The following is a 23,481-nucleotide window of genomic DNA, read 5'->3' on the forward strand; positions in this document are numbered from 1 at the left end:
ACGGTGACGACGACCGACGAGCGTGACGCACGGACGGAGACGACCTGGCAGACGCTGCGGCGGGGGCTGGCCCTCTCACCGGAGCTGCGGACCGGCCTGGCCGCCACCCTGGCCCTGGCCCTGGTCTACATGGTGGGCCGGGTGGCCGTTCCGGTGGCGGTGCAGCAGGGCATCGACCGCGGCATCGTCGGTGGCCTGAGGCTGGACGTCGTCTGGTCGGTGGTGGTGGTCACCGCGGCGATCCTCGTGGTCACCACGGCCTGCGGCTACCTGATGATGCGCCGGCTGTTCACGGTCAGCGAGACGGCGTTGGCGAACGTGCGGACGCGGGCGTTCCGGCACGTGCACGACCTGTCGATGCTGCACCAGCAGTCGGAGCGGCGCGGGTCGCTGGTCTCGCGGGTGACCAGCGACGTCGACCAGATCACCCAGTTCCTCCAGTGGGGCGGGGTGATCCTGCTGGTCAACCTGGGTCAGTTGGTGGTGACGACGGCCGTGATGCTGGCGTACTCCTGGCAGTTGACCCTGGTGGTGCTCGTGGCGTTCCTGCCGGCGGTGCTCGTCATCCGCCAGTTGCAGCGCCGCCTCGGCGCGGCCTATGCGACGGTGCGTCAGCGCACCGGCGCGTTGCTGGGCACGATCGGTGAGAGCGTGGTGGGCGCGCCGGTGATCCGGGCCTACGGCATCGCGGGGCGTACCGAGCGGCGGCTGGACGAGGCCATCGACGCGCAGCGTGTGGCGCAGCAGCGGGCGATCCGGATCAGCATCGTGGGCAGCTCGGTCGGCGAGCTGGCCGCCGGGTTGGCGCTGGCCGGCGTGGTGGTGCTCGGTGTGACGCTGGGCGTGGACGGCACGCTGTCGATCGGCCAGCTGACCGCGTTCCTCTTCCTGGTGACGCTGTTCATCCAGCCGGTGCAGATCGCCACCGAGGTGCTCAACGAGGCGCAGAACGCGATCGCGGGCTGGCGGCGGGTGCTGGACGTGCTGGACGTCGCTCCGGACGTCGCGGACCCCGGGGAGCAGGGCCGGAACCTGCCGATCGGTCCGCTGGACATCCGGTTCGCCGGGGTGCGGTTCGCCTACCCGGGTGGGCCGCCGGTGCTGCACGACATCGACCTGGAGATCCCGGCGAAGAGCCGGGTGGCGGTGGTCGGCGAGACGGGCAGCGGCAAGACGACCTTCGCGAAGCTGCTCACCCGACTGATGGACCCGTCGGCGGGGGCGGTGCTGCTGTCCGGCGTGCCGCTGGCGCAGGTGCGCTTCGACTCGCTGCGCTCGCGGGTGGTGATGGTGCCGCAGGACGGGTTCCTCTTCGACGCGACGGTCGGGGACAACGTGCGGTTCGCCCGGCCGGAGCTGACCGACGAGGAGTTGACGGCGGCGTTCACGGAGTTGGGCCTGGCGGACTGGTTGGACGGTCTGCCCGCCGGCCTGGACACACCGGTCGGGGAGCGTGGCGAGGCGCTGAGCGTGGGGGAGCGGCAGCTCGTCGCGTTGGCCCGGGCGTACGTGGCCGACCCCGACCTGCTGGTGCTGGACGAGGCGACCAGCGCGGTTGATCCGGCCACCGAGGTGCGGTTGCAGCGCACGCTGGACGCCGTCACGCGCGGGCGTACGACACTCGCCATCGCGCACCGGCTCTCCACCGCCCAGGCCGCCGACGAGGTCATCGTCGTGGACCGGGGGCGCATCGTGCAGCGCGGCCCGCACGACGAGTTGGTCCGCGACGCCGACTCGGTCTACGGGCTCCTGTACGCCTCCTGGCTGGAGCAGACCCGGTAACAGGTCGGTGTCCGCGGGCATTCGCTGGTGGACGGGGTGGTCCTGGTGCTCTACGCTCCGGTTAGGTAAGGCTAACCTTTGAAGGAGGTTGCGCCATGCGGCCCAGCCCCGCCGAGATCGTCCGTACCCTCGTCGCCGGTCGCCTGCCCGGCCTCGTCCACCTGGCGCGCCGCCCGGGCCCGCACCACGCCCGGCACGTGACCGACCCCGACGGGCGGGTTCTGCTGCTCGTTCCCGTGGCCAGCCACCTGGGCGCCGCGCTCCAGCCCGTCGCCGGGGGCGCCGACGTCGCGGTGGTCCTGGACGTCCTCGACCTGCCGCCCGCGGCCGGCGCTCCCGGTCTCGGACGGGCCTGGGTGTCCGGCTGGGCCGCCGAACTGCACGACGACGAGGCACGCCGGGCGGCGGTCGACTTCGCCGCCGTCGAGCCGACCGGTGACCTGCTCGACGTGGGCACCCGCTTCCGGCTGTTCCGCTTCGAGGTGGCCGAGGTCCGCTGGGAGCGCGCCGGGGTCGTCCACCGGATCGACCCGGGGGAGTACGCCGAGGCGGAGCCCGACCCGGTGCACCCGTTCGAGTCGCTGCTGCTGGCCGACTTCGCCGAGCGCGAGCCCGCCGCTGTCACCGACTACCTGCGCCGGCAGCTCGGGCTGACCGAGCAGACTCTGGACGGACCGCCACGCGTGGTGCGTGTCGACCGGTACGGGCTGGTGGTGGCCCTCGGCCGACCCGGCGCGCGACGACGTGTCCGGCTGGCGTTCCCATGCCCGCTGACCGGCCCGGACGAGTTGGGCCGGCTGCTCCCGCCGCTACGCCGCCCCGCCGACGCCCAGCCGCCCCGCTGAGCGGCCACGCTCGGCCGCGTTCGCCCGCGCCGGACGCCACGTGCCACGCTGGTCGTGCGCTGCCGGCCGCGCGGTGCCAGCCGCGCGCGCCGGCCGCGTGACAGCGCCCGTCGGTCGGCTAGGCCGGCAGCGGTCCGGTCAGGTACCGCTGGACGGTGGGACCGATGGTCGCGACCAGGGTCTCCGGATCGGCCGACGCCACCGGCTCCAGCCGCACCACGTGCCGGATCATGGCCAGACCGATCAGCTGGGTCGCGACCAGCGCCCCGCGCAGCGGCAGCTGGGCCGGATCGACGTCGAGCTGGTCGAGCACCCGACGGAGCACCTGCGTGGTGACGAACTCCCGCAGCAGGCGCGCGGTCCACTCGCTGCTCACCGCCGAGCGCAACAGCGCCACGCCCGCACTGCCGGCCGGAGAGTCCCAGATGCCGACGAAGGTGCGGACCAGCCGCTCGCCGACCGCGTCCTGGTCGCCGGCCAGCACGGCCGGGAGCAGCGCGGCCGGGTCCACGGGGAAGTTCATGGCGGCGCGGAAGAGCTGGTCCTTGGTGCCGAAGTAGTGGTGCACCAGCGCCGGATCCACCCCGGCGGTCGCGGCGATGGCACGGATCGGGGCGGCGTCGAAACCCCGCTCGGCGAACGCCGCCCGCGCCGCCTCGAGAATGGCCTCCCGGGTGTCCGGGTTGCCGGGTCGCCGACCGGTACGCCGCGCCATCGCCGCCCCTCGCTCGTCCGCTGACACCGCCGGTCGCCCCGACGGTGGGTGGCGGCCCGCGCCACGCGGGCCGCCGACCGGTCAGCCGGTGCGCCGCCGCAGGGTCGCCGCCGCGAGCACCAGCGCCAGCACCACCGCGCCGAACACCACGCCCACATCCCGCCACATGGTCGCGGTCGGCTCGGCGTGGGCGCCGACCTCCTGCAACGCCTCGATGGCGTACGTCAGGGGGAGCGCGTCACTGAGCCCCTGGAGCCAGCCGGCCATCTCGGCGCGGGCAACGAACAGCCCGCAGAGCAGGAGCTGGGGGATCACCACGACCGGGAGGAACTGTACTGCCTGGAACTCGGTGCGGGCGAAGGCGCTGCACAGCAGGCCGAGGGCGACCCCGAGCACCGCGTCGAGCACCGCGATCCCGATCACCAGACCGCTGCTGCCGAGGGTTCGCAGATCGAAGACCCAGTACGCCAGGCCGGCTGCCAACGTGGCCTGCACGGCGGCGGCCAACCCGAACGCGATGCCGTACCCGAAGAGCAGGTCGAGCTTGCCCAACGGGGTGGTGAGCAGCCGCTCCAGCGTGCCGGACGTGCGTTCCCGCAGCATCGCGATGCTGGTGACGAGGAACATGATCACGAACGGGAAGGTCCCCAGCATCACCAGGGCGACCCGGTCGAACACCGACGGCTGCCCGGGCAGTGTCGGCTTGTCGGCGTACATGTAGTAGACCAGCGTGAGCAGGACCGTCGGCACCACCACGAGCAGCGCGATCGTCCGCCGGTCGTGCCGGAGCTGGCGCAGGACACGGCCGATGGTCGCCGCCAGAATTCGTACGTTCATGACGGCATGCCTCCCGTCGACGCCTTCTCCTCGCCGGCCCGGATCAGCCGCAGGAACGCCTCGTCGAGGTCGTCCACGCCCGCGGCGGCGCGGATCGCGTCCGGGCTGTCGTCGGCGATCAGGCGACCCTCCCGGATCAGCAGCAGCCGGTCGCAGCGGGCTGCCTCGTCCATCACGTGGCTCGACACCAACAGGGTGGTGCCGGCCGCGGCCATGGCGTGGAACCGGGCCCACAGGTCGGCCCGCAGCACCGGGTCCTGGCCGACGGTCGGCTCGTCGAGGATGACCAGCTCCGGGTCGCCGACCAGGGCGCAGGCCAGCGAGGCCCGACTGCGCTGACCACCGGAGAGGGTGGCGACCAGCTGACCGGCCGCCTTGGCCAGACCGACGGCGGCTACCGCCTCGTCGGCCTCGGCCCGACCCCGCCCGTACAGGGCCGCGAAGTAGCGGGCGTTCTCCCGTACGGTCAGGTCGGCGTAGACGCTCGGCGCCTGGGTGAGGTAGCCCACCCGGTGCCGCAGCGTCGGGCTGCCCGCCGGCTGGCCCAGCACCGTGACCGTCCCCGAGGTCACCACCTGCACGCCCACCATCGCGCGCATGAACGTGGTCTTGCCGCTGCCGCTGGGCCCCAGCAGACCGGTGACGGCGCCGCGCGGGACGGCGCAGCTGATGCCGTCCAGCACCCGCCGTCCGCCCCGATCGACCACCAGGTCGTGGACGCCTATGGCGTCGTCCATCGCGCACCTCCGAGAAACTCATCATCCGTTGAATTCCACGCTAGAGGGGTCGGTGTCGCCCGCGCAACGCCCGCCCGGCCGACCGCGCCCGCCGTCGCGCCAAGTGTGAGAACGGGCAGTAGGCTTCGGACCGGACAGCAGGTCCGGCAACGGGCATTGCGCGCCGATCGGGCGTACGGCACGATGGCGCCGTGGGTCACGCTCCGTTACCGCACAGCGGATTTCTCGAGGACTGGGCCGCGCGGTTGCGAGACGCCGCCGAACGGCCGGTCGTCGGCATCCTGCTGCGCGGCAGTCACGCCCGGCGGGCGGCCACCGCGCACAGCGACGTCGACCTCGACGTGCTGGTCGGTGGCTCGCCGTACGCCGCCCGTCGCGCCTACCTGGCCGAGACGGCCGGCCGGCTCACCCACGTCTCGGTGGCGGCGCGCGACGTCCGCTCCTGGGTGCACCGGCTCGGCGAGCCGGCCGACTGGGCGTTCGGACTGCCGGTCAGCGCACCGGCTCGGCTGCTCTGGGCAGACCCGCACTGGCGGCCCCGGATCGACCTCCCGGTGCTCTGCCAACCCGCCGAGCCACCCCGGCTGGAGGAGCTGATCGCCCTGCTCGGCAAGGCCGCCGCCGCGCGGGCCGCCGCCGACCGCCTCGGGGTGCGGCTCGCGGTGGCGGACCTGGCCCGCCTCTGCCCGTCGGTGCTGCGCCCGGCGAACCCGTCGGTGCGGGTGTCGTCGCGTCGGGCGGCGTTCGCGGCGGCCCTGGAGCTGCCGGTCGCCCCGGCCGGCTACCGCGAGGACATGCTGCTCTGCCTCGGCCTGCGTCCGGGCGCCACCGGGCAGCTCTGGGCGGCTGCCGTGCGGCTGGTCGCCGGCATCCTCCCGCTGATCCGCCCGTACGCGGGGGAGATCGCCGACGTGTCCGGCGCCGACCTGGCCGACGCCCTGGTCGACGGCCGCCTCGACCGTTACGTGGCCCAGCTGGCGTCGCCCGTGGGCCATCGGCCGAAGCCTCGGCGGGAGTCGTCACCGGTGCCCACGCCGCGTGCGGGACAATGGGAAACTGTGCCCGTACCTGACGCGCCGGTGACCGGCGTACCCAGCGAACCGAGTGGCCCGGTGGCGTCGGCGCCGGTCCGTCCGTCCCGGCTCGACCCGGCCATCGCGGCCCAACTGCGCCGCAGCGCCGACGGCCTGGTCGCCGCCGTGGTGCGCGCGCACGACTCCGGCGAGGTGCTGATGGTCGCCTGGATGGACGACGAGGCGCTGCACCGCACCCTCACCACCGGCCGGGCCACCTACTGGTCGCGCAGCCGGCGGGAGTACTGGGTCAAGGGCGCCACCTCCGGGCACCACCAGTACGTGCGCTCGGTCGCCCTGGACTGCGACGGCGACGCGCTCCTGGTCAGCGTCGACCAGGTCGGCGCGGCCTGCCACACCGGGCACCGGACGTGTTTCTTCACCGAGCTGCCGGTGACCGGGGCCGGCGCATGACCGACGGCGCGGTGAGCCCCGACCTGGCCACCTTCACCGAGCTGGCCGCCCGCTGGCGCGTCGTACCGGTCACCCGACGGCTGCTGGCCGACGCCGAGACCCCGGTGGGGGTCTACCGCAAGCTCGCCGGCGGGCCCGGCACGTTCCTGCTCGAATCAGCCGAGCAGGGCGTCGGCTCGGCGGGCACGGCCTGGTCGCGGTACTCGTTCATCGGCGTCCGGAGCAGCGCGACCCTCGTCGAGCGCGACGGCGCGGCGACCTGGCTGGGTCAGCCGCCGGCCGGGCTGCCCATCGACGGCGACCCGGTGCGGGTGCTGCGCGACACCGTCGCCGCGCTCGCCGGCCCGCCGCACGGCCCGGGCGACGGCCTGCCGCCGCTGACCGGGGGCATGGTCGGCTATCTCGGGTACGACCTCGTCCGCCGTTTCGAGCGGCTGCCCGAGCTGACCGAGGACGACCTCGGCGTGCCGGAGCTGGGCATGATGCTGGCGACCGACCTGGTGGTGCTCGACCACTACGACGGCTCCGCGATCCTGGTCGCCAACGCGGTGCTGCCGCCCCTGGACGCCCCGGGCCGCGACGCGCACGTCACCGCCGCGTACCACCACGCGGTGGGCCGGCTCGACGCGATGACCACCGCGCTGTCCCGGCCCATCCCGCCGATGATCTCGACGGTCGAGCGTCCACCGGCCGGCGAGGTGCTCTGTCGTACGCCCGAGGGTGGTTACCTGAAGGCGGTGGACGCGGCCAAGGAGGCGATCCGGGCCGGCGAGTGCTTCCAGATCGTGCTGTCCCAGCGGTTCGAGCGGGCGACGCGCGCCGACCCGCTGGACGTCTACCGGGTGCTGCGCACCAGCAACCCCAGCCCGTACATGTACCTGCTGCGCTTCGACGGGTTCGACATCGTCGGCTCGTCGCCGGAGGCGCACTTGAAGGTGACCGCCGGTGCGGACGGGCGGCGACGGGCGCTGCTGCACCCCATCGCGGGCACCCGGCCGCGCGGCGGCACCGCCACGGCCGACGCCGGGCTCGCCGCCGAGCTGCTCGCCGACCCCAAGGAGCGGGCCGAGCACGTGATGCTCGTCGACCTGGGCCGCAACGACCTGGGTCGGGTCTGCGAGCCGGGCAGCGTCCAGGTGCCGGAGTTCGCGACCATCGAGCGGTACAGCCACGTGATGCACATCGTCTCCACCGTGACCGGCACGCTGCGTGACGACCGTTCCGCGTTCGACGCGCTCGCCGCGACCTTCCCGGCCGGAACGCTCTCCGGCGCGCCCAAGGTCCGGGCCATGGAGATCATCGAGGAGTTGGAACCGGTTCGCCGGGGCGTCTACGGCGGCACGGTCGGCTACTTCGGCTTCGGCGGCGACCTGGACATGGCGATCGCCATCCGGACCGCGCTGATCCGCGACGGCCGCGCCTACGTACAGGCCGGCGCGGGGGTGGTCGCCGACTCGGAACCGGCGGCCGAGGAGCAGGAGACCCGCGACAAGGCCGCCGCCGTGCTGGCGGCGATCGCCGCGGCCGAAACGCTGCGGGCGGCTCGGTGAGCGCGAGGAGTGCAGCGCAGCGGAGCCCCGCAGTCGCGAACGAAAGGCAAGTCCGGTGAGCGCGAGGAGTGCAGCGCAGCGGAGCCCCGCAGTCGCGAACGAAAGGCAATTCCGGTGAGCGCGAGGGGTCGGCGTGAGCTGACGTACGCGATGCTGCTGTGTCTTGCCGGCGCGGCCCTGGCGCTGTGGGCGGCGACCCGGGGCTGGTCGGTCGAGGTGACCGCGCGGCCGGCGCCGCTGCCGCCGGTGCGCGCGGCCCGCAGCGGCGCCGCCCTGCTGCCGTGGCTGCCGGCGTTGGCGCTGGTGGCGCTGGCCGGCGGCGGCGCGGTGCTGGCGACCCGGGGTCGGGTACGGCGGCTGCTGGGTGTGCTGCTCGGAGTTCTGGGCCTGGCGGTGGCGGCCGGCGCCGCCTACGGGCTGGTCGCCGATCTCGGGGGTGTGGTCAGCCGGCAGTGGCCAGCGCTCTGCCTGGTCGGCGGTCTGCTCGTCGCCCTGGGTGGCGGGTGGACGGCGCTGCGGGGTGGCGGGTGGCCGGCGATGGGTGCCCGGTACGAGCGGCCGGCGCGGACCGTCACGGAGAGTAAGCCGACGACGGCTACCGCTGCGGGCCCGATGGCCGGCCGGCGCACCACCGAGGCGTGGGACGCGTTGGACCGGGGTGAGGACCCGACCGCCGGCTGATCAGCCGACCGGCTGTCGTTCGCGCTGCGGACGGGTGGCGTCGGCGCGGGCGGCGGTCAGCTCGGACACCAGGCGGTCCAGCTCGGCGCGTCGGTCGGCGCGGGCCCGGTCGGCGCAGACCGCCTCCCAGGCGTTGCCACGTGCCGTGCGCATCCGGCCGTCGCCGACGACGGCCCGCTCCAGGGTGTGCACCACCCCGACGGCGAGCGAAGCCATGGTCCGGGAGATGGTGGTCAGTCCGATGCTGGAGTTCGACTCGGCAATGTTCATGGCTCACTCCGCACGAGGAGTTCGGCGACGGTCGGGCAGGCGCTTCGTCGAGTCTGCCCGAGGACGATGGTCGACGGCCGACGTTTCGCCGGGGTGACCGCCCGGTCAACTGTCCCGCCACACCCGCGACCTGGGACCGGCCGTTCGGCCTTGAGCTTGCTCACAGCATCGACCGCTGTCGCTCCCGACGAGCGGCGATCCGCGAGGGGTGGCATGATCGATGGGTCGGCCCGGTTCGACCGGAGTCGCCGGGCTCTCGTCGTGTGACGGCGATCGATACCGGAGGTGGCGCTGCGTGACATCCCGTTCACGGCAAGTCGGCCATTATGCCGCAGCCCTTTTCGTGAGCAGCGCCATACCCCCGGCTCCCGGCCTCGGTCGGCTGCCCCTAGCATCGGCCCATGACACCCGGAGAGGGGAGTCCGTTGGTGACTGCTGAGCATGCGCACGCGGAGGGGGACGAGGCCGGTCAGGCAGCGTCCGTAAGCGTGCTCGACGAGATCCTGGCTGGCGTGCGCGAGGACGTCGCCCGTCGCCAGGAGCAGGTTCCGTTGGAGCGGATCCGTGAACTGGCCGCGGCCGCGCCGCCGCCGCTGGACGCGTACGCGGCGTTGCGTAAGCCTGGCGTCGCGGTCATCGCCGAGGTCAAGCGCTCCTCGCCGTCCAAGGGCCGGCTGGCCGAGATCGCCGATCCGGCCGACCTCGCCGTCGACTACGCGGCGGGCGGCGCGCGGGCCATCAGCGTCCTGACCGAGGGGCGCTGGTTCGGCGGTTCGCTGGACGACCTGGCAGCCGTCCGGGCCGCGGTCACCGTGCCGGTGCTGCGCAAGGACTTCGTGGTCTCCAGCTACCAGGTGCACGAGGCGCGTGCGCACGGCGCCGACCTGGTCCTGCTGATCGTGGCCGCCCTCGAGCAGAACGTGCTGATGGGCCTCCTGGAGCGGATCGAGTCGCTGGGCATGACCGCGCTCGTCGAGGTCCACGACGAGGAGGAGGCCGACCGGGCCCTGGAGGCCGGCGCGCAGGTGATCGGGGTCAACGCCCGTGACCTGCGTACGCTTCAGGTGGACCGGTCGGTGTTCGAGCGGATCGCGCCCGGCCTGCCCAGCAGCGTCGTCAAGATCGCCGAATCCGGCGTGCGGGGGCCCCACGACCTGATCCGGTACGCCTCCGCGGGCGCGGACGCGGTCCTGGTCGGCGAGGGACTGGTCACCCAGAAGAGCCCGCGGGAGGCGGTGGCCGAGTTGGTCAACGCCGGCAACCACCCGGCGACGCCCCGGCCGGTGCGCTGACCGCGCCGGTGTGACGCCCCACCGAGAGGATTTCCGATGAGCGCCGATGCGCTGGCCCCGGTGGCCGGTTCGCAGCCCGACTCCGCCGGCCACTTCGGCCGCTTCGGCGGTCGGTTCGTGCCCGAGGCCCTGGTGGCCGCGCTCGACGAGCTCGACGGGGCATGGCGTACGGCGATGGCGGACGAGTCCTTCCGGGCCGAGTTCGGCGCCCTGCTGCGCGACTACGCCGGCACGCCGTCACTGCTCTACGAGGCCCGACGGTTCTCGGCGAAGGTCGGCGCCCGGGTGCTGCTCAAGCGCGAGGACCTCAACCACACCGGCGCGCACAAGGTCCGCAACGTGCTCGGCCAGGCGCTGCTCACCAAGCGGATGGGCAAGACCCGGGTGATCGCCGAGACCGGGGCGGGCCAGCACGGCGTCGCCACCGCGACCGCCGCCGCCCTGTTCGACCTCGAGTGCGTGGTCTACATGGGCGAGGTCGACACCGAGCGGCAGGCGCTCAACGTGGCCCGGATGCGGATGCTCGGCGCCACGGTCGTCCCGGTCACCACCGGCTCGCGCACCCTCAAGGACGCGATGAACGAGGCGATGCGTGACTGGGTGGCGAACGTCGACGCGACCCACTACCTGATCGGCACCGCCGCCGGGCCGCACCCGTTCCCGGCGATGGTGCGGGACTTCGTCCGGGGCATCGGTGACGAGGCCCGCCAGCAGTGCCTCGACCTGACCGGCGCGCTGCCGGACGCGGTCACCGCCTGCGTCGGCGGCGGCTCCAACGCGCTGGGCATCTTCCACGCCTTCGTCGGCGACGAGGACGTGCGGCTGTACGGCTTCGAGGCCGGCGGGGACGGGGTCGACACCGGTCGGCACGCGGCCAGCATCACCGGCGGGTCGGCAGGCGTGCTGCACGGCACCCGCACGTACGTGTTGCAGGACGCCGACGGGCAGACCCTGGAGTCGCACTCGATCTCCGCCGGTCTGGACTACCCCGGCGTCGGGCCCGAGCACGCCTGGCTGCACGACAGTGGCCGGGCCAGCTACCTGCCGGTCACCGACGACGAGGCGATGGCCGCCTTCGAGCTGCTCTGCCGCACCGAGGGCATCATCCCGGCGATCGAGAGCTCCCACGCGCTCGCCGGCACGTTGACGCTGGCCCCGAAGCTCGCCGCCGAGCTGGGCCGGGAGCCCACCATCGTGGTCAACCTCTCCGGTCGGGGCGACAAGGACGTGCACACCGCCGGGGACTACTTCGGCATCCTCGACAAGGAGCGCTGAGATGAGCCGCATCGGGGTGGCGTTCGACAAGGCCCGGGCCGACGGACGGGCCGTGCTGGTGGGCTGCATGCCGGCCGGGTTCCCGACCGTCGAGGGCAGCATCGCGGCCATGACGGCGATGGTCGAGGCCGGCGTCGACGTCATCGAGGTGGAGATCCCGTACTCCGATCCCGTGATGGACGGCCCGGTCATCCAGAAGGCCAGCGACATCGCGCTGGCCGGCGGCGTCCGTACGGCCGACGCGCTGCGCATCATCGAGGCGGTCGCGGCGACCGGCGCGCCGGTCGTCACGATGACCTACTGGAACCCCGTCGAGCGGTACGGCGTGGACGTGTTCGCCCGCGACCTGGCCTCCGCCGGCGGCACCGGCCTGATCACGCCGGACCTCATCCCCGACGAGGCGGCCGAGTGGCTGGCCGCCTCGGAGGCCCACGGGCTGGACCGCACCTTCCTGGTGTCGCCGTCGTCCACCGACGCCCGGCTCGCGATGACCGTCGAGCACTGCCGGGGCTTCGTCTACGCCACGGCCGTCATGGGGGTGACCGGCGCGCGTGCACGTACCTCCGATGCCGCTCCCACGCTCGTGTCCCGGGTTCGTGGGGTCACCGACCTGCCCGTCGGCGTCGGTCTGGGGGTGGGCACCGGCGCGCAGGCCAGCACCGTCGCCGGGTACGCCGACGGAGTGATCGTCGGCAGCGCGCTGGTCCGGTGCGTCCTCGACGCGTCCTCCGAGGCCGAGGGGCTGGCCGCGCTGCGTGCCCTGAGCGCCGAACTCGCCGAGGGCGTCCGCAACCCCGCCCGCTGAGTCCGCGCCGCTGGTCGTCGGGCCTGCCTCCCCACAACGAGCGTGATGCCTGTGAGTCATCTTGATGACTCACAGGCATCACGCTCGTTGTGGATGTGCGTCTCCGGGGCGTAAGTCACCCCGCATGCCGGGCCCGCGGCTGTGCCGTCGGGCGGTGCGGAGTCAGGGCAGCAGCGACGGGTCGCTGGCCGTCTCACCGCGCTGCTCCGGCGGCGCGGGGGTGGCGGTGTCGAGCGTCGAGGCAACAGCACGGAGTACGCCGGAGCGTCCGGCGAGCGCGTCGGTGACGGCTGCCCGGGTCAGCGGGGTGACCGCCTCGGGCAGTGCCGAGGGGTCGTGCCAGGAGAGCCGGCAGCCCGCCGGTGGGTCGGCGTCCGGCCGGCCCTCGGCGACACGGGCGCGGAACACGTGCACCAGGATGTCCGGCAGCGGCCCGGCGCGACCGGCCGGTCTGATCGCCGTCGGACCGGTGAGGTGGTAGACGCCGACCAGGTCGACCAGGTCGATCTCCCAGCCGGTCTCGGTGCGGATGTCGCGCAGCGCCGCCCGCACCGGGCTCTCCGCCGGACGGAGTCGGCCACCGGGCAACGCGTACCGGCGCTCGCCCCGGCCCTGCCGACAGAGCAGCACCCGGCCGGCGGCGTCGGCGACGACCGCGGCGACCGCCCAGGTGAGCGCGCTCATGGACAAAGAGCCTACGGCGGCGCAAACCAGAAGTCATTCCGATCGCGGCGCGGCGGCCCGGGGTGCCGCCGCAGGGGTGCGCAGCGGTAGCGTGTGCACCCGTGACCATCGCCTCGCTGTCCCCCCAGGCGGCCCTGCCCAGTCCCAGCACCGCGGTCTGGCAGCTCGGGCCGGTCCCGATCCGGGCCTACGCGCTGTGCATCATCGCCGGCATCGTGCTTGCCTGCTGGGTGACCGAGCGCCGGATGCGCCAGCGGGGCGTCGCTCCGGGCGCGGTGCTCGACATCGCCGTGTGGGCGGTGCCCGCGGGCATCATCGGCGCCCGGATCTACCACGTGATCACCTCGCCGGAGAAGTACTTCGGGGCCGGTGGCGAGCCGCTGAAGGCGTTTGCCATCTGGGAGGGCGGTCTCGGCATCTGGGGCGCCGTCGCCGGCGGCGCGATCGGCGCCTGGATCGCCGCCCGGCAGCTCGGCATCCCGTTGAGCGTGGTGGCCGACGCGCTGGCCCCCGGGCTGCCGCTGGCCCAGGCGGTCGGTCGGCTCGGCAACTGGTTCAACAACGAGCTGTTCGGCGACCGGACCACGCTGCCCTGGGGCCTGCAGATCCACCGGATGGACCCGGACAACCCGGGGCACGCGCTGCGGGACGACGCCGGCCAGCCGATCCTCGAACCCGGCCTCTACCACCCGACGTTCCTCTACGAGGCGCTGTGGAACCTCGGCGTGGTCGCGCTGGTCCTCGTCCTGGACCGGCGGTTGCGGCTCGGGCGGGGCCGGGCTTTCGCGCTGTACGTGATGGGCTACACCGCCGGCCGGTTCTGGATCGAGCTGATGCGCACCGACGAGGCGAACCACATCCTCGGCGTACGGCTCAACGTCTGGACCGCGGCCCTGGTCTTCCTCGGCGCGCTGGCCTACTTCGTGCGGGTCCGCGGCCCCCGGGAGTTCCTGATCCCGGTCGGCGCGGCGGCCACCCCCACGCTGCCCACGACGTCCGATCTGTCCCAGGTCGACCTCTCCGAGCACGAGACCAGCGCGCGTGCCGCCGCCCCGGACGGTTACCGGGTGGTCAGCGAGGAGCAGTACGAAACCTGGCGGGACACCGGTGTGGCACCGCCGGAAACCGCCGACGAGGTACGCCGCGACGGCGCCGAGCCGCTCGACGACGAGGCGGCACCCCACGAGGCGGGCGACGACGAGACCGCCGACGGCGACCGCGCCGACGGGTCGACGGACGGTACGCCCGAGGCACGCGACGAGGCCCGGGCCGACGCCACCGGCGCGCGCCCGGCCGACCGGGACAGCTGAGCGGAGGCGGCACCGATGCGAAGCGCGGTGGTGGTCGGCGCCGGGGTCGGAGGCCTCGCGGTCGCCGGCGCGCTGGCCCGGTCCGGGTGGCAGGTCACCCTGCTGGACCGCGCTGAGCGGGTCCGTCCCGAGCCGACCGCCGTGGTGCTCTGGCCCAACGGTGTCCGCGCGTTGCAGGCCCTCGGTCTCGGCGCCGGTCTGGCCGCCATCGCCACGCCGCTGCCCGACGGCGGGGTACGCCGCCCGGACGGGCACTGGCTCGTACAGCCCCGGCCGACGCCGGCCGACCGGATGCCGGTGGTGGTGCACCGGGAGGACCTGCACGACGCCCTGATCGCCGGCCTCGGTGACCGGGTCGAGTTGCGCACCGGGGTGACCGTGCGCCACGTCCGCGTCGATCCGGGTGAACGGCCGGGCGTGAACGACGGACGGCACACCATCGAGGCCGACCTGGTGGTCGCCGCGGACGGCACGGACAGCGTCATCCGTCGCCAACTTGCCCCGGAAGCGGGCGTGGTCAGCTCCGGCTGCGCCGCCTGGCGGGCCGTCATCCCCTGGTACCGGGCACCCCGGCTACCCGCCGACCAGCCCATCGCCGGCGAGGTGCTGGGCGCGGGCTACCGCTTCGTGGCCGCCTCGTTGGGCGAGCGGGGCTCCTCGGGTGGCTCCACGCGCGGAGGTATCTACTGGGTGGCCACCGCCGCCGGCGCTCCCCGACCGGAGCCGCCGGAGACCCAGCTCGCTCTCCTGCGCCGCTGGTACGCCGGCTGGCCCGCGCCGATCGCCGCGTTACTCGACGCCACCGACCCGAGCGACCTCGTCCAGCAGGAGGTCCGCGAACTCCGTCCACTGCCGCGCGCCTACGGCTTCGGGGTCGGGCCGGGTGGGGTGGTGCTGCTCGGGGACGCGGCGCACGCCATGCCGCCGCACCTCGGGCAGGGCGCGTGTCTCGCGTTCGAGGACGCCGCCACCCTCGCCTCACTGTTGCGCGAGGCCCGGCTGCCGGACGCCGTGCAGACGTACGACCGGGTGCGTCGTCCGCGGGCGGCGACCGTGGTCCGGCAGACCCGCCGCATGTCCGCGGTGCTCCAGACCCGGGGCCGGTTGGCGCTGCGGGCCCGCGACGCCGCGCTCGGCACGATCAACTCGCGGCTGCTCTCCAGCGCCGCCGCGTCCGCGGCGCAGTGGCGTCCGCCGGCCTGACCGGTCGCGCGTGGCAGGGCCTCAGCGCGGTTCAGGGGATCAGGGCGGCGGGTTCGGCGATGCAGGCGGTGCCGATGCGGCGGAAGCCGACCCGCAGGTAGACCCGGGCGATGTCCTCGCTGCCCGCGGAGAGGAAGACCAGCCCGGTGCCGGCGGCGAGCAGTTCCCGGGCGAGGGTGGCGGTCAGCGCGGCGCCCATCCCGCGACGTCGGGCGGCCGGCAGGGTGGCCACCCCGGCGATCTCCGCGACGTCGTCCACGCGCATCGCCATGCCGCTGGCCAGCGCGCCCTCCGTCGGCGTGCCGGCCAGCGCCGAGATCCGTCGGCCGTCGGCGATGCGGGCCCGCTCCTCGTCCAGTGCGGCGAGCTCCAGCTCGGTGACCGCCGCGTCCCGCTGGGCCGGTCCGGCCTCGCCGGGCGCGGTGCCGGGGACGCCGAAGGCCACGGCCGCCACGGCCCGCCGGGCGGCCACGTCCGCGGCGAAGTCGGGCGAGTCGGCAGCCAGCACCCGCACGGGTACGTCGGAGAGCGTCGCCGGGTCGGGCAGGGCGGCCGGGTCGAGGACCATCAGCGGGGCCTCCAGCACGGACAAACCGGCCGAACGGGCCACCGCCAGCAGCTCCGGGGCCGTCTCGTGCACCCACTCGAAGGCCTCCGGCAGGCCCAGCTCCCGCTGGCGTTCGCGGACCGAGGCCACGTCGGCCAGCGACGGCGTCTCGGTGGCGCCGATCCGGGGGCGGGCGTAGAACGGCCAACCCGCTCCGCCACGGACGAACAGCACCAGCGAGCCATGCTCCTCGACACGGGCGACGTCCCGGGGCACCGAGTCGTAGAAACGTTCCAACCGGTCGAAGACGTCCTTGCGCACCGAATCCACCGCGCGAGACTACACGTCCCAGACTCTGGACGGTGTGATCAATCTTGAGTGGCCTTGCGACCCCAGCCCTAACGTAGACTCAATAGACCCACGGGCCGACGTCGTCCCCACCATGATCCAACCTGAGTGACGACAGGAGGCCCGGTGGCTCAGCCGTACGCGGATTCGACACAGCCGCACCCGCACAGCCCGCAAGCGTCCCCGACGCCCGGCCCCCGCCCTGAGGCCCAAGGCCTCTACGACCCGGCGCAGGAGCACGACGCCTGCGGGGTGGCCTTCGTGGCTGACCTGTACGGCCGCCGGTCCCATTCCGTCGTGGCCAACGGGCTCGGTGCCCTCTGCCGCCTGGACCACCGTGGCGCCCGGGGCGCGGAGCCCAACACCGGCGACGGCGCCGGCATCATGATCCAGGTGCCGGACGCGTTCCTGCGTGCGGTCGCCGACGTCCCGCTGCCGCCGGCCGGCGAGTACGCCACCGGTCTGGTCTTCCTCCCGGACGACGACGCCGCCGAGGCCCGCGCCCGTCGGGTGGTCGAGAAGTACGCGCTGGTCGAGGGCGCGGACCTGCTCGGCTGGCGGGACGTGCCGGTCGAGCCGGAAGGGCTCGGCGAGACCGCCCTGGCGGCCATGCCGCGGGTCCGGCAGGTCTTCGTGGCCGCCCACCGCCTCACCGGCTCGCCCGCCGGGCCGGCCGGCACCCCGCTGCGCGGCATCGAGTTGGACCGGGTGGCGTTCTGCCTGCGGAAGCAGGCCGAGCGGGAGACCGCCGAGCGCGGCGTACCGGCGTACTTCCCGTCGCTGTCCAGCCGCACCATGGTCTACAAGGGCATGCTCACGCCCGACCAGCTGCCGGCGTTCTACCCCGACCTGCGTGACGAGCGCGTCGACAGCGCGATCGCCCTGGTGCACTCCCGCTTCTCCACGAACACGTTCCCGTCGTGGCCGCTGGCGCACCCGTACCGGTTCATCGCCCACAACGGCGAGATCAACACGATCCGTGGCAACCGGAACTGGATGCAGGCTCGCGAGGCGCTGCTGCGCTCGCCGAACGTGCCGGGCAACATCCGCCGGGTCTTCCCGGTCTGCACCCCCGCCGCCTCCGACTCGGCCAACTTCGACGAGGTGCTGGAGCTGCTGCACCTGGCGGGCCGGAGCCTGCCGCACGCGGTGCTCATGATGATCCCCGAGGCGTGGGAGAACGACCCCGGCATGCAGCCGGACAAGCGGGCGTTCTACCGCTTCCACGCGAGCCTCATGGAGCCGTGGGACGGGCCGGCGTCGGTCGCCTTCACCGACGGCGAGATCGTCGGCGCGGTGCTGGACCGCAACGGGCTGCGCCCGGGGCGTTGGTGGCAGACCGACGACGGTCTCGTCGTGCTGGGCTCCGAGGCGGGCGTACTCGACCTCGACCCGGCCCACGTGGTCGCCAAGGGCCGCCTCCAGCCGGGCAGGATGTTCCTGGTCGACACCGTGGCCGGCCGCATCGTGCACGACGACGAGATCAAGTCCGAGTTGGCCGCCGCCGAGCCGTACGCCGAGTGGCTGCACGCCGGGCTAATCGAGCTGGACGACCTGCCGGCCCGCGAGCACACCGTCTACACCCACGACTCGGTACGTCGTCGCCAGCAGGCCTTCGGCTACACGCAGGAGGAGCTGAAGGTCCTGCTCGCGCCGATGGCCCATACCGGCGCGGAGCCGTTGGGCTCGATGGGCACCGACACCCCGATCGCGCCGCTGTCGACCCGCCCGCGACTGCTCTACGACTACTTCCACCAGCTCTTCGCGCAGGTCACCAACCCGCCGCTGGACGCCATCCGCGAGGAGCTGGTGACCAGCCTGGCGTCGACGATCGGGCCGGAGGGCAACCTTCTCGACCCCAACGCGGCGAGCTGCCGGCAGATCGTGCTGCCGCATCCGATCATCGACAACGACGAGCTGGCCAAGATCCTCTCCATCGACGAGGACGGTGACCTGCCCGGCTTCAAGGCCGTCCGGGTCTCCGGCCTGTACCGCGTCCGGGAGGGCGCTGCGGGGATCAAGGCGCGGCTGATCGAGATCTGCCGGCACGTCTCCGAGGCCATCGAGGACGGCGTCCGCATCCTGGTGCTCTCCGATCGGGACACCAACGCCGATCTCGCGCCGATCCCGTCACTGCTGCTCACCGCCGCCGTGCACCAGCACCTGGTCCGCGAGCAGACGCGTACGCAGGCGGCGTTGATCGTGGAGTCCGGCGACTGCCGGGAGGTGCACCACGCGGCGGTCCTCATCGGGTACGGCGCGGCGGCGGTCAACCCGTACCTGGCGTTCGAGTCCGTCGAGGACATGATCGCCACTGGTGCGCTCGCCGGGGTCGAGCCGGCCGCGGCGGTGCGCAACTATGCCAAGGCGCTCGGCAAGGGCGTCCTGAAGATCATGTCCAAGATGGGCATCTCGACGGTCTCGTCGTACTGCGGCGCGCAGGTCTTCGAGGCGGTCGGCCTGGACAGTCGACTCATCGACAGGTACTTCCGGGGCACTCCGAGCCGGATCGGCGGCGTCGGGCTGGCCGGTGTGCACACCGAGGTGGCCGCCCGGCACGCGCTGGCCTGGCCGCCGGCGGGCACCGCCGACTCGGACCGGCTCGAGGTCGGTGGCGAGTACCAGTGGCGTCGCGAGGGTGAGCTGCACCTGTTCAACCCGGAGACGGTCTTCCTGCTGCAACACGCCACCCGCAGCCGGCAGTACGACGTCTTCCGCCAGTACACGTCCAAGGTGGACGGGCTCGCCGCGCAGGCCGGCTCGCTGCGGGGTCTGTTCACCCTGCGCACCGGGGTCCGTCCGCCGGTGCCGATCGAGGAGGTCGAGCCGGCCACCGAGATCGTCAGGCGGTTCGCCACCGGCGCCATGTCGTACGGCTCGATCTCCGCCGAGGCGCACGAGACGCTCGCCATCGCGATGAACCGCCTCGGCGGCAAGTCCAACACCGGCGAGGGCGGCGAGGACGTCGATCGGCTGCACGACCCGCTACGCCGCTCCTCGGTGAAGCAGATCGCCAGCGGCCGATTCGGTGTCACCAGCGAATACCTGGTCAACGCCGACGACCTTCAGATCAAGATGGCCCAGGGCGCGAAGCCCGGCGAGGGCGGCCAGCTCCCCGGTAACAAGGTCTGGCCGTGGATCGCCCGTACCCGGCACGCCACCCCCGGCGTCGGCCTCATCTCCCCGCCGCCGCACCACGACATCTACTCCATCGAGGACCTGGCCCAGCTCGTACACGACCTGAAGTGCGTCAACCCGGCGGCCCGGGTGCACGTCAAGCTGGTCAGCGAGGTGGGCGTCGGCACCGTCGCCGCGGGCGTGGCCAAGCTCAAGGCCGACGTCATCCTGATCTCCGGTCACGACGGCGGCACGGGCGCGTCCCCGATGAACTCGCTCAAGCACGCCGGCACCCCCTGGGAGTTGGGGCTGGCCGAGGCGCAGCAGACGCTGCTGCTCAACAAGCTGCGCGACCGGGTCACCGTGCAGGTCGACGGCCAGCTCAAGACCGGTCGGGACGTCCTGGTCGCGGCGCTGCTCGGCGCGGAGGAGTTCGGTTTCGCGACCGCGCCGCTGATCGTCTCGGGCTGCGTGATGATGCGGGTCTGCCACCTGGACACCTGTCCGGTCGGCATCGCCACCCAGAACCCGGTGCTGCGCGAGCGGTACACGGGCACCCCGGAGTTCGTCGAGAACTTCTTCCTGTTCCTCGCCGAGGAGGTCCGGGGATACCTGGCCGAGCTGGGTCTGCGGTCGATCGAGGAGGCCATCGGGCAGAGCGAACTGCTCGACGTGGCCCCGGCGGTGTCGCACTGGAAGGCCCACGGGCTCGACCTGGCCCCCGTCCTGCACCTGCCGGAGCTGCCCGCCGGCACCGCCCGACGCGGGGTACGCGCCCAGGACCACGGTCTGGAGCAGGCCCTGGACAACGAGCTGATCGCGCTGGCCGCCCCGGCGCTGTCCGAGGGAGCGCCGGTCCGGGTCGAGGTGGCGGTGCGCAACGAGCACCGCAGCGTCGGCGCGATGCTCGGCGGCGAGGTGACCCGCCGCTTCGGCGGCGACGGCCTTCCCGAGGACACCATCGAGTTCGTGCTGCACGGCACGGCCGGCCAGTCGTTCGGCGCGTTCCTGCCGAAGGGCGTCACCCTGCGGCTGCACGGCGACGCCAACGACTACGTGGGCAAGGGCCTCTCCGGTGGGCGCATCGTCGTCCGTCCGGACGCCGCCGCGCCGTTCCTGGACCCCGACGCCGAGCCGGGGCAGCGCGCGGAGGACCAGATCATCGCGGGCAACACCATCCTGTACGGCGCGACCGCGGGCGAGGTCTTCCTGCGTGGCCGGGTCGGGGAGCGCTTCGCGGTCCGCAACTCCGGAGCGGTCGCCGTCGTCGAGGGCGTCGGCGACCACGGCTGCGAGTACATGACCGGCGGCACCGTGGTGGTGCTCGGCGCGACCGGCCGTAACTTCGCCGCCGGCATGTCGGGCGGAATGGCGTTCGTGCACCGGTTGGACCGGTCCCGGGTCAACGCGGAGCTGGTCGACCTGGCGCCGTTGCGTGAGCAGGAGCAGACGCTGCTGCACGAGCTGGTCCAGCGGCACGTCGCCGAGACCGGTTCGGCGGTCGCCGAGGAGCTGCTCAAGCGCTGGCCGGAGGCGGTGGCCGAGTTCACCGCCGTGGTGCCCCGCGACTACCGCCGGGTGCTGGAGATCATGAAGGCCGCCGAAGCCGCCGGCCACGACGTCGACGACGCGGTCATGAAAGAACTGGCCGCGCCGGCTGTGCCGGAGATGCCGGTGCCGCCCGCCCCGCGGGTGGCGGCCCAGGAGGTGGCTCGTGCCTGACCCGAACGGTTTCCTGCGCTACGACCGGCGGTTGCCGGCCCGCCGCCCGGTGCCGGTGCGGATCAGCGACTGGCGCGAGGTCTACCCGCCGGCCGGCGAAGAGCTGGTCCGCGAGCAGGCCACCCGCTGCATGGACTGCGGCATCCCGTTCTGCCACAGCGACACTGCCGGCTGCCCACTTGCGAATCGAATTCCGGACTGGAACGACCTGGTGCGGACCGGCAACTGGGACGCCGCCGTGGAGTCCCTGCACGCCACCAACAACTTCCCGGAGTTCACCGGCCGACTCTGCCCGGCACCCTGCGAGGCGGCGTGCGTCCTCGGCATCGCCGGCGGTCAGCCGGTGACGATCAAGCAGGTCGAGGTGGAGATCGCCGACGCCGCGGCGGCGCGCGGGTTCACCCCCCGCGCGGTTCCGACGCCGTCGGGCCGCTCGGTGGCCGTGGTCGGCTCCGGGCCCGCTGGTCTCGCCGCCGCACAGCAGCTCGCCCGCGCCGGTCACGCCGTGACCGTGTACGAGCGTGACGACGCGATCGGCGGCCTGCTCCGGTACGGCATCCCCGACTTCAAGTTGGAGAAGCGGCACATCGACGCCCGGTTGGCGCAGCTCACCGCCGAGGGGGTGCAGTTCCGCACGGGCATGAACGTCGGTGTCGACGTCACCGCCGAGCAGTTGCGCGCCGAGCACGACGCGGTGCTGCTGGCCTGCGGGGCGTTGCAGGGCCGGGACACTCCGGAGACCCCGGGGCGGGCGCTTCGGGGCGTACACCAGGCGATGGCGCACCTGGTCGCGGCGAATCGGGCGGTCGCCACCGCGGCCACCGACGAAGCCGGCGTGGTGCCCACCGGGGAGCGCCGGCTGGCGCGGGCGGTGCTGCCCGACGGCACCCCGATCGACGCGGCCGGCAAGCACGTCGTGATCATCGGTGGCGGCGACACGGCTGCCGACTGCCTCGGCGTCGCGCACCGGCAGGGCGCTGCCGGCGTACACCAGCTCGACCTGTACCCGCAGCCGCCGCAGGAGCGCGACGAGGCGCGGGACCCGTGGCCCACGTGGCCGTGGCTCCTGCGCAGCTACCCGGCGCACGAGGAGGGCGGCGAGCGCGTCTTCGCGGTCGCGGTGCAGGAGTTCGTGGACGACGGCACCGGCCAGGTGCGTGCGGTGCGGATCGCCGAGGTGACGGTGGAGAAGGTCGACGGCCGACGGGTCGTCACCGTGGTGCCGGGTTCCGAACGGGAGCTGCCCGCCGACCTGGTGCTGCTGGCGATCGGCTTCGAGGGCACCGAGCGGCAGCCGCTGCTGGAGCAGTTCGGGGTGGCCCGCAACCCCCGGGGCGCCATCGACGCCCGGGACGACTGGCAGACCGACGCCGACGGCGTGTTCGTCGCCGGGGACATGCACCGGGGCGCCTCGCTGATCGTCTGGGCCATCGCCGAGGGGCGCGCGGTGGCCGCCGCGATCCACGGCTACCTGGGCGGTGTCGGCGCGCTGCCGGCACCGGTCGGCCCGGCCGCGCAGCCGCTCGCCGTCCGCTGAGATCGTCCGGTCGGCGCGGCGGACAACCGTCGCGCCGACCGGAGGACGAGGCACTGAGACTGCGGTCACCGAATCCGGGACCGGACGTCACGAAGATCATCGTTACGCTGCGATCATGGACAACGAGGAGCGGTTGCGGCGTACCCGTCGCTGGCTGTGGATCGTGCTGATCGGCCTGTTCCTGAGCGGCGTCACCGCGTTTCCGCTGGAGATCGAGGTGCGTTGGTTGCTGCGCGCGCTGGACCCGCTCGCCGGCCAGTTCCCGGCGCTGGTCGGCTGGATCGATCGGGTCCACACGGGACTCGTGACCGCGGACCGGGACTACCCGTTCCTGCTCTACGGCACCGACTGGCTGGCCTTCGCCCACCTGGTGCTGGCGGTGGCGTTCTGGGGGCCGCTGCGTGACCCGGTGCGCAACGTCTGGGTGGTGCAGGTCGGCATGTTCGCCTGCGCGGGGATCGTCCCGTTGGCGCTGATCTGCGGCCCGATCCGGGACATCCCCTGGTTCTGGACGCTCGTCGACCTGTCCTTCGCGGTCGGGGCGTTCCCGCCGCTCTGGTTCGCCTACCGGCACATCCGCGCCGTCGAGGCGAGCACGGCCGCGGCGGCGGGGCCCCCGGCGACCGTGGGCCGTTCGGTGGCGCCGGCGTCCTGAGCCGCCCGCCTGAAGCCGGTCGCTGGTGACGACTCCGGCCCGGGGGCCAGCCCCCCACGCGCGTCCTTTGCTCTGCTTCACT

The 23,481-nt window shown here is 73.6% G+C and carries 19 protein-coding genes and 1 pseudogene; 14 read left to right on the top strand and 6 right to left on the bottom strand.

Going from position 1 to position 23,481, the window contains the following annotated elements:
• Positions 1 to 3 precede the first annotated feature (3 nt).
• A complete protein-coding gene (locus ABZU91_RS09985) occupies positions 4 to 1,782 on the top strand; it encodes an ABC transporter ATP-binding protein (protein WP_355236767.1) in 1,779 nt (592 codons plus the stop codon).
• A gap of 95 nt (positions 1,783 to 1,877) precedes the next feature.
• Positions 1,878 to 2,627 (top strand): DUF2470 domain-containing protein, encoded by a 750-nt coding sequence (locus tag ABZU91_RS09990; RefSeq protein ID WP_355236770.1) that lies wholly within the window; start codon positions 1,878 to 1,880, stop codon positions 2,625 to 2,627.
• A 118-nt stretch (positions 2,628 to 2,745) separates the two neighbouring features.
• Here the strand turns inward: ABZU91_RS09990 and ABZU91_RS09995 are convergent, their stop codons facing one another.
• The 3 genes from ABZU91_RS09995 to ABZU91_RS10005 form a co-directional block, all read right to left on the bottom strand.
• Positions 2,746 to 3,342 carry a TetR family transcriptional regulator gene (locus tag ABZU91_RS09995; RefSeq protein WP_355236773.1) on the bottom strand — a complete coding sequence of 199 codons (597 nt, stop codon included), beginning with the start codon at positions 3,340 to 3,342 and terminating at the stop codon, positions 2,746 to 2,748.
• A gap of 81 nt (positions 3,343 to 3,423) precedes the next feature.
• Entirely contained in the window at positions 3,424 to 4,179 is a 756-nt protein-coding gene (locus tag ABZU91_RS10000) for an ABC transporter permease (protein WP_355236776.1), read from the bottom strand.
• Positions 4,176 to 4,916: an ABC transporter ATP-binding protein gene (locus ABZU91_RS10005; protein WP_355236779.1), complete on the bottom strand. Its 741-nt coding sequence runs from the start codon at positions 4,914 to 4,916 to the stop codon at positions 4,176 to 4,178. Before ABZU91_RS10005 ends, ABZU91_RS10000 begins: the two co-directional genes overlap by 4 nt.
• Positions 4,917 to 5,470: 554 nt before the next feature.
• Here ABZU91_RS10005 and ABZU91_RS10010 point away from each other — a divergent pair.
• The 4 genes and pseudogenes from ABZU91_RS10010 to ABZU91_RS10025 all read left to right on the top strand — a co-directional run.
• Positions 5,471 to 5,794 (top strand): annotated as a pseudogene (locus tag ABZU91_RS10010) (phosphoribosyl-AMP cyclohydrolase); the annotation flags it as partial.
• A gap of 180 nt (positions 5,795 to 5,974) precedes the next feature.
• A complete protein-coding gene (gene hisI / locus ABZU91_RS10015) occupies positions 5,975 to 6,403 on the top strand; it encodes a phosphoribosyl-AMP cyclohydrolase (protein WP_355237007.1) in 429 nt (142 codons plus the stop codon).
• The gene (locus ABZU91_RS10020) at positions 6,400 to 7,953 is read left to right on the top strand and encodes an anthranilate synthase component I (protein WP_355236782.1); all 1,554 of its coding nucleotides are present in this window, start codon (positions 6,400 to 6,402) and stop codon (positions 7,951 to 7,953) included. The genes hisI and ABZU91_RS10020 overlap by 4 nt, the downstream gene beginning before the upstream one ends.
• Before the next feature lie 114 nt (positions 7,954 to 8,067).
• Positions 8,068 to 8,634 (top strand): Trp biosynthesis-associated membrane protein, encoded by a 567-nt coding sequence (locus tag ABZU91_RS10025; RefSeq protein WP_355236785.1) that lies wholly within the window; start codon positions 8,068 to 8,070, stop codon positions 8,632 to 8,634.
• Here the strand turns inward: ABZU91_RS10025 and ABZU91_RS10030 are convergent, their stop codons facing one another.
• A complete protein-coding gene (locus ABZU91_RS10030) occupies positions 8,635 to 8,904 on the bottom strand; it encodes a hypothetical protein (protein WP_355236788.1) in 270 nt (89 codons plus the stop codon). It abuts the gene before it with no gap.
• Positions 8,905 to 9,392: 488 nt separating this feature from the next.
• Here ABZU91_RS10030 and trpC point away from each other — a divergent pair, with 488 nt between their 5' ends.
• Genes trpC through trpA form a run of 3 tightly spaced genes read left to right on the top strand, consistent with a single transcriptional unit; the run spans position 9,393 to position 12,276 of the window.
• The gene (trpC, locus tag ABZU91_RS10035; RefSeq protein ID WP_039906616.1) at positions 9,393 to 10,196 is read left to right on the top strand and encodes an indole-3-glycerol phosphate synthase TrpC; all 804 of its coding nucleotides are present in this window, start codon (positions 9,393 to 9,395) and stop codon (positions 10,194 to 10,196) included.
• Positions 10,197 to 10,232: 36 nt separating this feature from the next.
• On the top strand, positions 10,233 to 11,471 hold the full coding sequence (gene trpB / locus ABZU91_RS10040; RefSeq protein ID WP_355236791.1) for a tryptophan synthase subunit beta: 1,239 nt from the start codon (positions 10,233 to 10,235) through the stop codon (positions 11,469 to 11,471).
• A gap of 1 nt (position 11,472) precedes the next feature.
• Positions 11,473 to 12,276: a tryptophan synthase subunit alpha gene (trpA, locus tag ABZU91_RS10045; protein WP_355236794.1), complete on the top strand. Its 804-nt coding sequence runs from the start codon at positions 11,473 to 11,475 to the stop codon at positions 12,274 to 12,276.
• A gap of 162 nt (positions 12,277 to 12,438) precedes the next feature.
• Here the strand turns inward: trpA and ABZU91_RS10050 are convergent, their stop codons facing one another.
• The gene (locus ABZU91_RS10050) at positions 12,439 to 12,960 is read right to left on the bottom strand and encodes an NUDIX hydrolase (RefSeq protein ID WP_355236796.1); all 522 of its coding nucleotides are present in this window, start codon (positions 12,958 to 12,960) and stop codon (positions 12,439 to 12,441) included.
• Between the two features lie 101 nt (positions 12,961 to 13,061).
• On the opposite strand from ABZU91_RS10050, the gene lgt reads away from it, so the two are divergent.
• On the top strand, positions 13,062 to 14,270 hold the full coding sequence (gene lgt, locus ABZU91_RS10055) for a prolipoprotein diacylglyceryl transferase (protein WP_355236799.1): 1,209 nt from the start codon (positions 13,062 to 13,064) through the stop codon (positions 14,268 to 14,270).
• Between the two features lie 15 nt (positions 14,271 to 14,285).
• Complete coding sequence (locus ABZU91_RS10060) at positions 14,286 to 15,473, top strand: FAD-dependent monooxygenase (RefSeq protein ID WP_355236802.1); 1,188 nt, start codon at positions 14,286 to 14,288, stop codon at positions 15,471 to 15,473.
• Between the two features lie 31 nt (positions 15,474 to 15,504).
• Here the strand turns inward: ABZU91_RS10060 and ABZU91_RS10065 are convergent, their stop codons facing one another.
• Positions 15,505 to 16,350 carry a GNAT family N-acetyltransferase gene (locus ABZU91_RS10065; protein ID WP_355236806.1) on the bottom strand — a complete coding sequence of 282 codons (846 nt, stop codon included), beginning with the start codon at positions 16,348 to 16,350 and terminating at the stop codon, positions 15,505 to 15,507.
• 144 nt (positions 16,351 to 16,494) lie between these two features.
• Between ABZU91_RS10065 and gltB the strand changes: the two genes are divergently transcribed.
• The 3 genes from gltB (at position 16,495) to ABZU91_RS10080 (ending at position 23,399) form a co-directional block, all read left to right on the top strand.
• Positions 16,495 to 21,207 carry a glutamate synthase large subunit gene (gltB, locus tag ABZU91_RS10070; protein WP_355236809.1) on the top strand — a complete coding sequence of 1,571 codons (4,713 nt, stop codon included), beginning with the start codon at positions 16,495 to 16,497 and terminating at the stop codon, positions 21,205 to 21,207.
• A complete protein-coding gene (locus ABZU91_RS10075) occupies positions 21,200 to 22,744 on the top strand; it encodes a glutamate synthase subunit beta (RefSeq protein ID WP_355236812.1) in 1,545 nt (514 codons plus the stop codon). The genes gltB and ABZU91_RS10075 overlap by 8 nt, the downstream gene beginning before the upstream one ends.
• Before the next feature lie 115 nt (positions 22,745 to 22,859).
• Positions 22,860 to 23,399, top strand: a complete 540-nt coding sequence (locus ABZU91_RS10080; RefSeq protein WP_355236815.1) for a hypothetical protein — start codon at positions 22,860 to 22,862, stop codon at positions 23,397 to 23,399.
• The last annotated feature ends 82 nt before the right edge of the window (positions 23,400 to 23,481 follow it).

Source organism: Micromonospora sp. NPDC005174, assembly GCF_040608495.1.
GTDB lineage: Bacteria > Actinomycetota > Actinomycetes > Mycobacteriales > Micromonosporaceae > Micromonospora.